This is a genomic window from methanotrophic endosymbiont of Bathymodiolus puteoserpentis (Logatchev), from assembly GCF_900128525.1.
In the GTDB taxonomy this organism is placed as follows: Bacteria; Pseudomonadota; Gammaproteobacteria; order Methylococcales; family Methylomonadaceae; genus Methyloprofundus.
The window spans coordinates 1-12,153 of record NZ_FQTQ01000062.1; the positions used below are offsets into that span (position 1 = coordinate 1).

The window sequence follows — 12,153 nt, forward strand, 5'->3', positions numbered from 1 at the left end:
AATTTCTTTTGAGTAAGGTTTTATCTTGGGTCGATTTTAAATAAAGTTTATGAGTTGCATCATTATAATTCTTAAATTGAACTTGCCTAAATTAATTTGTGCTCATTCCTAAGGGCAGTTGCTTCAGGTACTGCAAAGAAGAATAACCTGTACCAAAATCATCCAATTCAAAATGAATGCCAATAGCTTGTAATGCTCTCATTTTAATAATGATAATGTTAACATTATTAACCAACATGCTCTCAGTTAGCTCTAATTTAAGAAGTCCAGGGTTAATAGCATATTTTTGTATGGCGACTTGTACTTGACCGACAAAATCTGCTTGGTTGAACTGCTTGGCACTGACATTGATGGAAAGTGTAAGGTTCTGAGTTAGCCTATTTTGTTCCCATGCCTTGAGTTGTGCACAAGCTGTTTCTAACACCCATTGTCCAAGGAATAAAATCAGGTTAGTTTCCTCGGCCAAGGGAATAAATTGCAAAGGTGAAACAATACCGCGTTTGGGGTGTATCCAGCGAATTAATGCTTCTGCTCCCAGTGGCTGATGGGTGCTATCTACTTGCACTTGGTAGTAGAGTTGGAACTCTTCGTTCTTAAGAGCTGTGCGAATATCACGCTCCATGTCTGCACGCGTGTTAAGCTGTTCTTGCATAATTGGATTGAAAAAGCACACATTGTTTCGACCCTTATTTTTAGCTTGATACATAGCAATATCAGCCTGTTTAAGAAGGTCTTCAATTGGGCTCTTGCCTGCGCTGAATAAATTGATACCGATACTGGCACCACCATGATACTCAAGACTTTCAAGATAGTAGGCTTTGTTGAGAAGGGTTAAAATTTTATTAGCGACCACCTCTGCCTGGGTAGCGGCTTTTGTTATTTCGCTAGATAGTCCTTGTAATATAACCACAAATTCATCGCCACCTAGCCTTGCTACAGTGTCACCCTTACGTACGCAGAGCAACAGGCGCTGCGAGACTTCATATAAAAGTAAATCACCAATGTTATGCCCTTTAGTATCATTTAAGATTTTAAAGTTATCCAGATCAATGAATAATAAACCACCATAATGATGGTCACGTTCATTAGACGTTATCGCCTGTTGCAGACGATCATACAGTAGCCGTCGATTTGGCAGATTAGTAAGCGGGTCGAAATAGGCGAGCTGGTGTAGATCCTGTTGCAGTTTTTTATTAGGCCCCATATCTGAAAATACACCGACATAATTCACTACCTCATTATCTGAATTGTATATTGCATTAATATGTAGCCACTCTGGATAAATATCAGCATTCTTGCGGCGGTTCCATAACTCGCCTTCCCAGCTCCCTGTTTCTATCAAAGTTTTCCACATTAATTGATAAAAGCCGGCCTTTTGATACCCTGATTGCAGGATAGCGGGCGTTTTATCGAGGACATCCTCAAGCTCATAGCCAGTGGTCTTGGTGAAGCCATGATTAACATGAATGATATGTGCTTTGGCATCAGTGATCATTATGCCTTCAGAGGTATTTTCAAATACCAGTGTCGCCAATTTACGGTAGTTGAGTTCAACCTCCAATTTTTCTATCAATGCAGTGCGTTCATGCTGTAATGCTCTTTCCTGTGCAATCAGGGCAGTAACTAGACTTAAGTTAGAAATAACACCAATAAATTGACCATTATCAATCACGGTGAGAAATTCACATTTTTCCGCAGCAAAACGTGCTTGTACTTTATCCAGAGGCGTGTCTGATGATATTGGCTTTACTGCCTTGCGCACTATTAAATCAGAAAATACTCGTCCGGGAAAAAGTGCTGCTTGCCGTGCTTCTACAATATCTAAGAAGCGACCTTCTTCATCAAATACCGCAAAGACATTTGGCTTAATATCATCTTTGGTTACGATATCGTGGTATTTTTGTAATTCATCGACCTTGGCTATGCGCGGGCAAAGGCAATCCTTAACTTGCAAATGACTACGGGTCATGACTGTTTTATTTCCAATAGCACTTCAACTTTAAGGTCAAGGTGAATGATTTCTTCTGGACCCATTAAGGGTTTTATTTCCTGGAGCACAAAATTGATAAGTTGCTCTTTGGATGTTTTGCGTAAAACAGCAGTACGTATTAAAACATCACTAATCACGTCATCATCAAGCTGAAGATGTTCAAAAGCTGTTGTTGTAAGCAGACTTAATGCCTTGCCAACTGCCACGTGACCAATAGGGGAGCTATGACCTAGCACCAAGCCATCAGCAATAGGTGGCAAAGAAAACTCAGATAACTGAGCGTGAATGATATTGCTTCTTTTTTTGTTATGCATGACTCATTTTCAATATTTTAATACAAAGTTTTGTAGCGATGTAAAAGCACAGCCTCATCAAAGATGACCCTGTTGCATATCAGCATGAAGCACAAAAAATAGTAGCGCACGTTCAAATATGTTTAGCTAACTAACCCTACTTACACTCTGGTTATAAAGAACAAAGAGAGTACCATAATCTCTCTTGCTTTCCCATAGTTTCCTGCTATTTTAAAGGCCAATTAGTTCCCCCGAATTGTCTTTACAAAAATATATTGTCGATTAATTTTTTTAACCATTTTTTGATACAAAGTATGCCTAAGCAAGAAGATATGCAAAAATGACAATATACAGCCGCTCATCCACTAAGAGCAAGCTTGGTTAAACCCGTAACAACTACCTGAGCTGGAAATCTAGCCAGTTGTAGGAACTGCTTTAGTCATGACCTTTTTTGTGAAATAAATTATGACTAAAATCACGCCTAAAAATAGCTTTATTTGTCATTTTGGTGACAGTTATCGAATAACTTTATGAGTAGACTTATCATCAATTATAAACGTTAGAGGAGAATCAAAATGAGAACTGATAAATTAACCAGTAAATTTCAAATGGCCTTGCAAGAAGCACAATCGCTTGCCTTAGGTAAAGACCATCAAATCATTGAACCCGTACATTTAATGATTGCTTTATTAGATCAAGAAGGTGGGTCCACACGCGGCTTGTTAACTAATGCCAATGTCAATGTTAACCAATTACGCTCATCTTTAGGAGATGCGCTAGATCGTTTACCCACTGTTTCTGGAGGCGATGCGGGTGAAGTTAGTATCTCTAGCTCTTTAGGTAAATTATTTAATGTAACCGAAAAACTGGCACAAAAACGTAATGATCAATATATATCGTCAGAATTATTTTTACTCGCGGCAGTTGATAGCAATGATGAAACAGGGCGATTATTGAAGCAGGCAGGCGCCAGTAAAGAAATCATCGAACAAGCTATTGATCAAATGCGCGGTGGAGAAAGTGTTAATGACCCTAACGCCGAAGATCAGCGTGAGGCTCTAAAAAAATACACCATTGATCTGACCGAACGTGCCGAACAAGGAAAGCTCGATCCGATTATTGGCCGTGATGATGAAATTCGTCGTATGGCGCAGATATTACAACGCCGTACCAAAAATAACCCAGTTATGATTGGTGAACCCGGTGTAGGTAAAACGGCACTGGTAGAAGGTCTAGCACAGCGCATTGTTAATGGTGAAGTGCCTGAAAGTATGAAGTCTAAACGCTTATTATCGTTAGATTTAGCGGCATTATTGGCGGGGGCTAAATACCGAGGCGATTTTGAGGAACGTCTTAAAGCTGTGCTTAATGATGTTGCTAAAGCCAGTGGTAATATCATCTTGTTTATAGATGAGTTGCACACCATGGTGGGTGCAGGTAAAACGGATGGTGCAATGGATGCGGGAAACATGTTAAAACCTGCATTAGCACGAGGCGAATTACATTGTATAGGTGCGACTACGCTGGACGAATACCGTAAGTATATTGAAAAAGATGCAGCGTTAGAGCGTCGCTTTCAAAAAGTATTAGTCGATGAGCCGACAGTTGAAGATACCATTGGTATTTTACGGGGCTTGAAAGAGCGCTATGAAGTGCATCATGGAATAGATATTACCGATCCAGCCATTATTGCCGCAGCGACTTTATCGCAGCGTTATATCACTGATAGGCAATTACCTGACAAGGCGATTGATTTAATGGATGAGGCAGCATCACGTATCCGCATGGAGATTGATTCCAAGCCTGAAGTTATGGATAAACTGGAGCGCCGCTTGATTCAGTTAAAAATTGAACGCGAAGCTTTGAAAAAAGAATCAGATGAAGCATCAATAAAACGTCTAGATGAACTAGAAGGTAAAATCAGCGAACTAGAAAAAGAGTTTGCTGACTTGGATGAAATATGGAAAGCTGAGAAAGCCGCAGTACAAGGTTCAGCGCACATTAAAGAAACATTGGAACAAGTTAAAACCGAACTTGAAACTGCACGTAGAGCAGGAGACTTACAGCGTATGTCTGAATTGCAATACGGACGTATTCCAGAGCTGGAGAAACAGCTTGAACAAGCTTCTGTTGCGGAAACGACTGAATTCCAGTTACTGCGGAATAAAGTGGGGGAAGAGGAAATTGCCGAAGTAGTGGCGCACTGGACGGGGATTCCTGTTTCAAAAATGCTGGAAGGTGAACGGGATAAATTACTCCGCATGGAATCTGAATTATCGCAGCGAGTCATCGGCCAAAGTGAAGCTGTGACGGCAGTTTCTAATGCGATTAGGCGTTCTAGGGCCGGATTATCTGACCCCAATCGTCCCAATGGCTCCTTTTTGTTTCTTGGCCCAACTGGGGTAGGTAAAACTGAGTTATGCAAAGCATTAGCTAATTTTCTGTTTGATACCGAAGAGGCAATGGTACGTATTGATATGTCTGAGTTTATGGAAAAACATTCGGTTGCCCGTTTGATTGGGGCACCTCCAGGCTATGTCGGTTATGAAGAAGGTGGCTACTTAACCGAAGCCGTTAGACGTAAACCATATTCGGTTATTTTATTGGATGAGGTAGAAAAAGCCCACGCTGACGTGTTTAATGTGTTATTGCAAGTGCTGGATGATGGGCGCTTAACAGATGGTCAAGGGCGTACCGTTGATTTTCGTAATACAGTCATCATTATGACCTCAAACTTAGGCTCACATGTGATTCAGGAAATGGCAGCTGAGGGAGATTATGACAAAATGAAAGCAGCCGTCATGGAAATTGTTGGCTCACATTTTAGACCTGAATTTATTAACCGGATTGATGATGCGGTGGTATTCAGACCTCTAGATAAGGAAGCGATACATAAAGTGGCGGGTATCCAGCTACAAAACTTGCAAAACCGTTTAGCTGACAGAGAGATAGGTTTGCACGTGTCTGATGAAGCATTAGATTTATTGAGTGCAGCAGGGTTTGATCCAGTATTTGGCGCACGCCCCTTAAAACGTGCTATTCAGGTCAATATTGAAAACCCATTGGCTCAAGAAATGTTAAGTGGTAAGTTTGTACCTGGCGACACCATTGAAGTAACCGTTGAACAGGGAAAATTTATTTTCAAAAACTAGTGTTAGTTCTATTTTCCTTTGCTGGGTATTAGCACAGTAAGATGTAACGATAGGAAGCGCATCATTTACCTGATGCGCTTTGTTCCTCAGCACATCTTACAACAGTTTTTGTACATCCTTCATAGAGTGCCAAAAGTAGTTTACACTTTTAATGCTTATTTAATTAGGTTTCGTAGGAGGGGCTTTTAGCCGCGATTTCATATAAGTCGCGACTAAAAGCCCCTCCCACAAATAACCTCATGATTAATAGCAGTGAACTAAAACTTAAAGTGTAAACTGGATGCCAGTTTTTTGTACTTGTTAAATATGAATTCACTTCTTAACTTAATGGCATAAGGCTTTTAACAAGGGGCAATATAGGAGACAAAATGCAAAGACAACAAGACCCTCAAGTCACATTAAAAATTAGCGCTCGAACCAAAAAGCCAGAAGGCATCAAGGAATGTTGGCCTCTGATGACACTCTATGAACGCTTCGAGCAAATGGTACTGGTTATTCTTAGTTTTATTATTAGTCTAGTGGTACTTGTTGCGCTTTTGCAATTATTGGTTAATATATACTCCATCTTGGTCGCAGGTGTTTTAAACCCCATGGATTATAAAATCTTCCAAGTCATTTTTGGTATGATAATGACTTTATTGATTGCCATGGAATTTAAGCATTCAATCATTAAAGTGTTAGAGCGCCAATCACACATTGTTCAGGTGAAATCTATCATTCTACTGGCGCTGTTAGCCTTGGCGCGAAAATTTATTATTATTAATTTAGAGGCGGCGGAGCCTTTTAAGCTGATCGCATTATCAATATCTGTTTTAGTTTTGGGCGTTGTATACTGGTTATTAAGCCAGCGGGAAAACGCTGAGGGTTATTTAATCGAGAATAAGCTGGAAATATAATGTGTAGGGTGTGCTGAGGTATGAAGCGTATCCTACTTATGATACATTCATCTCAGAGGGAAAAATATGTCATCATCAATTGTTCATGTTCCACGTACTGCCAGCACTGCAGTGGTAAGGCAGTCCCCCTTGTTTGCATCCCTACCCGAGGTACTTATTCAAGAAATAGCACAGCATTTTCATTTAATCAAATGGGATAAGGGCAGTTATATCAATCCTAATAACCTAATGACACAGTTCTACTTTGTGCAAACAGGACAATTAGAGATAAAACGCAATAACCCTGATACAGGGAGAGAAGTAACACTAGATGTACTCTACCCTGGGGATAGTTTTGATATTACCACATTATTGGATGGCAAGCCTCATGATGTCATTCTTGAGCCAATAAGTTCTTCCATACAGCTTGTTTCTGTCCCTATAGCCATGATGCGCAAATGGATCTGGACATACCCGGAAATAAATCAGCAGTTTTTACCTTATCTTGCCCATAAAATACGTGAGCAAGAAGACCTTGCTACTAGCTTTGTTTTACATGATATTACGACCCGTTTAAGTCGTTTAATATTAAAGCATATCAAAAAAATTCAACGCAATACGGGGGGGGAAGAAGAAGCACATAAAACCCATTTAATCAATGGGTTCTCTGATGAAACACTGGCACGTATGGTGGGTTCGGTTCGTCAGGTGGTAAATAAGCAATTACAGTATTGGCGTTCACAAGGTATTATTAATAAAAAACGCAACCAACTGATTATTAATGATTTAGATGCGATTTATAAGGAAGCTAATATTTTACAGTCTACTATGAAGTAAGGTCTTCTTTAACCACTATTTCTATACACTCCCATGATTTGAGCTTGCAAAAACATGGATGTACTAACGATAGGCAGCGCATCATTTAAATGATGCGCTGTATTTCTTATTTGTCAGCCTAACCGACACCTGCAAGAAATTGATTTTTATCTAATAATTAACTAAAGCTACGCTTAACGTTGCAAATAAACCACTTGCTGACGTAATTGTTTTATTTCATCCAGTAATTCCAAAGCCAATACTGCACCCGCTAGATTAAGCTCTAAATCTCGTTGTAAACGTAATGCCGTTTGTACGCGCAATAAACTAGTATAGGGAAATTTCCAATGCGTATAGCTCAACGATGAATCAATAGGAGCAATGACACCACGTTCGACCATTTTAATGATAGCCTCTGCAGGTAGTGAGCAGGCGCGACAAAGTTTGACTATTGAGAACGTATCGCTATCTTCTAGCAAAATACCTGTCTCTATTTTAACCATTTTATTCGGCATGATTATCCCCCTAATTTTTTTCGCGGATTAAAATCCTTGTTAGCTTGCTGCAGTTGCTGGTACAAATCCTTTTCCTGGTCGCTTAGCTTATCAGGTAAAACAATCATTATGGTCACATAAAAATCGCCAGGCTGCTTTGCTGGAATCCCTCGTCCTTTAAGGCGCATTTTTTTTCCGCTCGAAATACTTGCCGGTATTTTCAAGTCAATAATACCACTGGGGGTCGGCACTTTAATTTTACCGCCTAAAGCCGCCTCCCAAGGCGCAACTGGCACTTCCAACGAAACATCCGCGCCATCAACCTTATAGATGGAATGCGGGTTAAATTCTATTTCCAGATATAAATCTCCTGCTTGTCCACCGCCAACCCCTGGACTACCTTGACCTTTTAAGCGAATATTTTGTCCAGCTTTAACGCCTTTGGGGATTTTAACATTCAAAGTACGCGGCTGTAGCTGGGGGTGCCCATCCGGCCCCATAATGGTACTGCGTAATGTTAAACCACGTGATGCGCCTTGATAAGCATCTTCAAGGTCAATAAAAACTTTTGCATGACTGTCTTGACCGCGCATTTGATGTTGCCCAGCTCCTGCTGAATGAGACTGAAAACCACCGCCCGCACGACCAAACAGGCTTTCAAAAAAATCACTGAACCCTGCCGCACCGGCTGTCCCACCAGTAAAACTATCACCATGAAATTCAAATCCTGCATCCCAGTCTGGTGGAGGTTGAAAGCCTTGCTGGCCTGCCTTCCAATTTGCCCCAAGTTGATCATAAGCAGTACGTTTTTCAGGGTCTTTTAGTACTTCGTAGGCTTCGCCCAACTCTTTAAAACGTTCCTCTGCATCTTTCTCTTTACTGACATCAGGGTGATATTTACGCGCTAGTTTACGATAAGCACGTTTTATCTCGTTCTGAGAGGCATCTTTGGCAATGCCCATGATTTTATAATAATCTTTATATTCCATAGTACCTCTTACACGTATAACAAAAGCCAATAAGGCTTTAACCCACTACTATTAAGTTAAGGGACAAAGCATAATAAACAACATGTCATATCGTATGACCGGATCGTTTCCTTCGCTTTGCTAAAAGTCTAACCCAAACTACATTATAATTTATAGGTTATTAAACTCTTAACTTAATAGCAGTAAGGCTTTAGCCACAAGCCAATAAACTAGGTCCTCGGCTAAAGCCATCTCCTGCTAAAGTATTATTTAATTTCAATTTTTCGCCGGCGCTGATGTGGCTTTTTATCCAGTTCGATTTTTAAGACGCCTCTATCATAACTGGCTTTTGCCGTATCTGCATCAACTTCGTATTCCATAGGAATGGAGCGACTAAATCGGCCGTAGGCACATTCCAATATACGATAGTTTCCTTCCGTTTTTTCTTCTTGGAATTGCTTCTCTCCACTAATGGTTAAAACATTATCAACAATATTAATATCAAAATCATCATTAGCCAAGCCTGGCGCTTCTAGTTTAACAATGACTTTATTAGCATCATCATACATATCAACGCTCATTAATCCCCAGCGGGGGCTAGAGACAGGTACTTTATCCGCTTTTTCCTTATTATCACTAGAAACAAACTGAGTTAATGCATTGCTGGCATTATTTATTAAATCATTCCAGCCATGACTTAAGGTCTCCCAAGTACGGGATAAACCATTGGTTAAATTATTCATTTTTAACATCGTACACCTCCTGTTTTTAAGCAACTTTAATAGTAATTTTTTTAGGCTGATGCTGTTCAAGTCGCGGAATAGATAATTTTAAAACCCCGTTATCTAATTTTGCATCTATCTTGCTGCTATCTAATTCATCACCTAAAGTAAAACGCCTTTCATATATATTAGCTCTTACGTCCATATAGGTAGCTTGCATATTTTCTTGTGTTGTTAAATCAACCTTGCCTTTGATGCTTAAAATATCCTGATCAACATCAATATCTAGCGCACTCTTACTCACACCAGGCAAATCTACATAAAGCACGACACCTTCTTTAGATTCATAAATATCGGTTGCCGGTGTTAATGCGGCCACTTCCACTTTATTTTGTTGTGTTGTAAGCTCTTTGTTTTCAGTATTCATAATATTATCCTCCATTATTGAGCTGATATTTTAATTTGACGGGGCTGTGTTTCTGCACGTTTGGCAATCGTAATATGCAGCACACCATCTTTATAAACAGCCTGAGGCGATTCTGTATCAACCGTTTCGGGCAAAGTAATCACTCGTTTAAATGATCCTTCAAAACGTTCTTGACGATAACTACCTTTATCATCACCTTGAGCATCAGGAAGTTTTCGTGTACCCGATACACTCAACATATTTTTCTCTATAACGAGTTCAATATCATCCGGGTTCATTCCTGCGATAAATAAATAAACATCAACGCTTTTATCGGTGGTACTAATATTAATAGGAGGATAGGTCAATTGAGAATGACCTGCTAATGATCTATATACCTCGGGATAAAATAAACTTTCCATCTCATTGTCCAGCATGGAAAATGGGAACCGTAACATATTTGATATCATGATTATTCTCCTGTTGTTAATACATATTAAGCTGTCTTAATTACTGACGGTGATAGGATAGGTAAAAAGAGGATTTTGTTCTGTCATTTAGGTGACAGAATGAATAATTTAATGACTGATTTTTAGCAGGATCAATAGAAAAGTATAAAAGCCAGCCAATTAAAGTTACTTTCTGAGGTGGTGAACTTATTATACAAATTCAAGCATCAGCACTTCAGGTGTTCTTTCAAAAAATAAAATAGTCTTTCATCAGTAAATCAAGTTTTTTACTGAGACTATCTTCTGTTTTTATGCTCTTCAGCTGAAGATAGTGATCTTCAGCTATTTGATCAAAAACGTGAAGAAGCTCTGGATCAAAATGAGAACCAGAACCTTTTCTTAAGATATTTATTGATTCAGCATAAGAATAGGCTTTTTTATAAGGGCGCTGAGAAGTTAATGCATCAAAAACATCCACAATGGCAAAGATTCTGGCATTGAGTGGAATTTTTTTACCTGTAAGACTATTAAAATAGCCCGAACCATCAAATTTTTCATGATGAAACTTCACCACATCTGTTGCATCATTTAACCATTCACTATGTTTAATAATGTCAACACCATATATGACATGACGTTGCATTTCTTTAAATTCTTTAGCGTTAAGTTTACTTGGTTTTAATAGAATATTATCACTGATACCAATTTTGCCCACATCGTGTAAAAAAGCCCCCTTGATAAGGGATCTTATTTGATTTTCTTTCAGCTTAAGTGCCTGAGCAAGACAAATTGCATAAATAGTGACTCGATAATTATGTGCGCTAGTATCGCTATCACGTTTAGCTATAGCACCGCCCAATACTTTTAAAAGGGTGATATTTGCATGTGACAAATTATTAGTACTTCTAATTAAGTCTTTATTTAAATGGATAATAACGGGATAAAGCACCAGTGTCGTGAAGATAATGATTGCAATATATTGAGCCAATACAATAAAAGCATCATATATCATGCTCTTAATTTCACTTGAAGAAACTTTGTAGATACCTTTTAAAAAGCCATTATTTAGCTTGCTTCCATTTTCTGTAAAAGGGATTTCAACTTCCATGTACAGCTCATTGGTAAAGGCATTATGGACAAAAAAAGTTTTGTAGTTGATATTATCATCCATCTGCACCTTATGGTCTTTGCGGATAAGTTCATCTTTAATTTTACCAACATCAACAGCTCCCACTGTTAGCAATAAATTGTGCTTTTCATTATAAAATTCGAGAATTATGAAGTGACTGTTTTTAAGTTTATCTTTTATTTCTTCTTGAAATACTAGGAATGTATGCGTATTTTGATCGTATTTATATTGATTATAAAAATCAACATATTGTCTTGATTCTTCATAGGCCATGTGCACCACATTCTTCTCTATTCGTTCCAGCTCAATATAAAGTACTATTACTGAAACTACCAGAGCGATAAGAATGCTGACGATCAGTAATCTTTTGAAGACAACCTTATGAATGCTAGCTTTCAGTTTATTTTTCATCAGGATCACAGCATTTTATCTGTGGCCATAAGTTCCCCATCGCAAGAAAGGTAAAAGAAGCGGACCATGCGATCAGTAAAAGACCATTAAGCGCTTCAATTCCAGCCAGAAAGCGGATATGCCCCATTGGGTACGCATCACCTATACCCAAAGAAGTGAAGATAACACTGGAGAAATACAAATACTCCATAGGATCATTTATCGTGATCCCTACTAAAGTCCCAATCTCAAAAATTTCTATGGAGCAAGCGAACATAATGGCATAAAAACCGATTTCAATAATATGGGTGAAAAATAATACTAATATAATGAATAACACACGGTTCTGATCAGAAACAGTAAGAGCGGGGGTGTAATTCGAAAGCCACAGCAATACTTTGAAATGAAAAATAAATGTCAGAATAACCAATAATAAAGCTAAAAAAATGACTAGGACCATAATTGTTAC

Annotated in this window: 12 protein-coding genes; 3 read left to right on the forward strand and 9 right to left on the reverse strand. The window is 38.8% G+C overall.

All coding sequences use genetic code 11. The features are described 5' to 3' along the window. Positions 1–91: 91 nt before the first annotated feature. Both BQ7314_RS04170 and BQ7314_RS04175 read right to left on the reverse strand, forming a co-directional pair. A complete protein-coding gene (locus tag BQ7314_RS04170; RefSeq protein ID WP_174482454.1) occupies positions 92–1,969 on the reverse strand; it encodes a diguanylate cyclase domain-containing protein in 1,878 nt (625 codons plus the stop codon). Further along, positions 1,966–2,304, reverse strand: coding sequence for a hypothetical protein (locus tag BQ7314_RS04175; protein WP_174482455.1), 339 nt, complete (start codon positions 2,302–2,304; stop codon positions 1,966–1,968). The genes BQ7314_RS04170 and BQ7314_RS04175 overlap by 4 nt, the downstream gene beginning before the upstream one ends. A 554-nt stretch (positions 2,305–2,858) precedes the next feature. Here BQ7314_RS04175 and clpB point away from each other — a divergent pair. From clpB to BQ7314_RS04190, 3 genes are all read left to right on the forward strand, one after another. Continuing rightward, on the forward strand, positions 2,859–5,435 hold the full coding sequence (gene clpB / locus BQ7314_RS04180) for an ATP-dependent chaperone ClpB (RefSeq protein ID WP_174482456.1): 2,577 nt from the start codon (positions 2,859–2,861) through the stop codon (positions 5,433–5,435). Positions 5,436–5,803: 368 nt separating this feature from the next. After that, complete coding sequence (locus tag BQ7314_RS04185) at positions 5,804–6,331, forward strand: phosphate-starvation-inducible PsiE family protein (protein ID WP_174482457.1); 528 nt, start codon at positions 5,804–5,806, stop codon at positions 6,329–6,331. Between the two features lie 66 nt (positions 6,332–6,397). Beyond that, positions 6,398–7,147 carry a Crp/Fnr family transcriptional regulator gene (locus tag BQ7314_RS04190; RefSeq protein WP_174482458.1) on the forward strand — a complete coding sequence of 250 codons (750 nt, stop codon included), beginning with the start codon at positions 6,398–6,400 and terminating at the stop codon, positions 7,145–7,147. A gap of 173 nt (positions 7,148–7,320) precedes the next feature. On the opposite strand, the gene BQ7314_RS04195 is transcribed toward BQ7314_RS04190, so the two are convergent. The 7 genes from BQ7314_RS04195 to BQ7314_RS04225 form a co-directional block, all read right to left on the reverse strand. Next, complete coding sequence (locus BQ7314_RS04195; RefSeq protein WP_174482459.1) at positions 7,321–7,641, reverse strand: chaperone modulator CbpM; 321 nt, start codon at positions 7,639–7,641, stop codon at positions 7,321–7,323. A 2-nt stretch (positions 7,642–7,643) separates the two neighbouring features. Next, positions 7,644–8,609: a DnaJ C-terminal domain-containing protein gene (locus tag BQ7314_RS04200; protein ID WP_174482460.1), complete on the reverse strand. Its 966-nt coding sequence runs from the start codon at positions 8,607–8,609 to the stop codon at positions 7,644–7,646. 245 nt (positions 8,610–8,854) lie between these two features. Continuing rightward, a complete protein-coding gene (locus BQ7314_RS04205; RefSeq protein WP_217423827.1) occupies positions 8,855–9,340 on the reverse strand; it encodes an Hsp20/alpha crystallin family protein in 486 nt (161 codons plus the stop codon). 16 nt (positions 9,341–9,356) lie between these two features. Next, positions 9,357–9,737, reverse strand: coding sequence for an Hsp20/alpha crystallin family protein (locus BQ7314_RS04210; RefSeq protein ID WP_174482462.1), 381 nt, complete (start codon positions 9,735–9,737; stop codon positions 9,357–9,359). Between the two features lie 14 nt (positions 9,738–9,751). Further along, positions 9,752–10,186 (reverse strand): Hsp20/alpha crystallin family protein, encoded by a 435-nt coding sequence (locus BQ7314_RS04215; protein WP_174482463.1) that lies wholly within the window; start codon positions 10,184–10,186, stop codon positions 9,752–9,754. A gap of 226 nt (positions 10,187–10,412) precedes the next feature. After that, entirely contained in the window at positions 10,413–11,705 is a 1,293-nt protein-coding gene (locus BQ7314_RS04220) for an HD-GYP domain-containing protein (protein ID WP_174482464.1), read from the reverse strand. Next, positions 11,695–12,144 carry an ion channel gene (locus BQ7314_RS04225; protein ID WP_174482465.1) on the reverse strand — a complete coding sequence of 150 codons (450 nt, stop codon included), beginning with the start codon at positions 12,142–12,144 and terminating at the stop codon, positions 11,695–11,697. Before BQ7314_RS04225 ends, BQ7314_RS04220 begins: the two co-directional genes overlap by 11 nt. Between the last annotated feature and the right edge of the window lie 9 nt (positions 12,145–12,153).

What these genes read in the sequence shown, in the direction of transcription:
- BQ7314_RS04205 (WP_217423827.1), bottom strand. Translation starts at nt 9,340, where the DNA reads ATGTTAAAAATGAATAATTTAACCAATGGTTTATCCCGTACTTGGGAG.
- BQ7314_RS04220 (WP_174482464.1), bottom strand. Translation starts at nt 11,705, where the DNA reads ATGAAAAATAAACTGAAAGCTAGCATTCATAAGGTTGTCTTCAAAAGA.
- BQ7314_RS04195 (WP_174482459.1), bottom strand. Translation starts at nt 7,641, where the DNA reads ATGCCGAATAAAATGGTTAAAATAGAGACAGGTATTTTGCTAGAAGAT.
- clpB (WP_174482456.1), top strand. Translation starts at nt 2,859, where the DNA reads ATGAGAACTGATAAATTAACCAGTAAATTTCAAATGGCCTTGCAAGAA.
- BQ7314_RS04175 (WP_174482455.1), bottom strand. Translation starts at nt 2,304, where the DNA reads ATGCATAACAAAAAAAGAAGCAATATCATTCACGCTCAGTTATCTGAG.
- BQ7314_RS04170 (WP_174482454.1), bottom strand. Translation starts at nt 1,969, where the DNA reads ATGACCCGTAGTCATTTGCAAGTTAAGGATTGCCTTTGCCCGCGCATA.
- BQ7314_RS04190 (WP_174482458.1), top strand. Translation starts at nt 6,398, where the DNA reads ATGTCATCATCAATTGTTCATGTTCCACGTACTGCCAGCACTGCAGTG.
- BQ7314_RS04225 (WP_174482465.1), bottom strand. Translation starts at nt 12,144, where the DNA reads ATGGTCCTAGTCATTTTTTTAGCTTTATTATTGGTTATTCTGACATTT.
- BQ7314_RS04200 (WP_174482460.1), bottom strand. Translation starts at nt 8,609, where the DNA reads ATGGAATATAAAGATTATTATAAAATCATGGGCATTGCCAAAGATGCC.
- BQ7314_RS04215 (WP_174482463.1), bottom strand. Translation starts at nt 10,186, where the DNA reads ATGATATCAAATATGTTACGGTTCCCATTTTCCATGCTGGACAATGAG.
- BQ7314_RS04210 (WP_174482462.1), bottom strand. Translation starts at nt 9,737, where the DNA reads ATGAATACTGAAAACAAAGAGCTTACAACACAACAAAATAAAGTGGAA.
- BQ7314_RS04185 (WP_174482457.1), top strand. Translation starts at nt 5,804, where the DNA reads ATGCAAAGACAACAAGACCCTCAAGTCACATTAAAAATTAGCGCTCGA.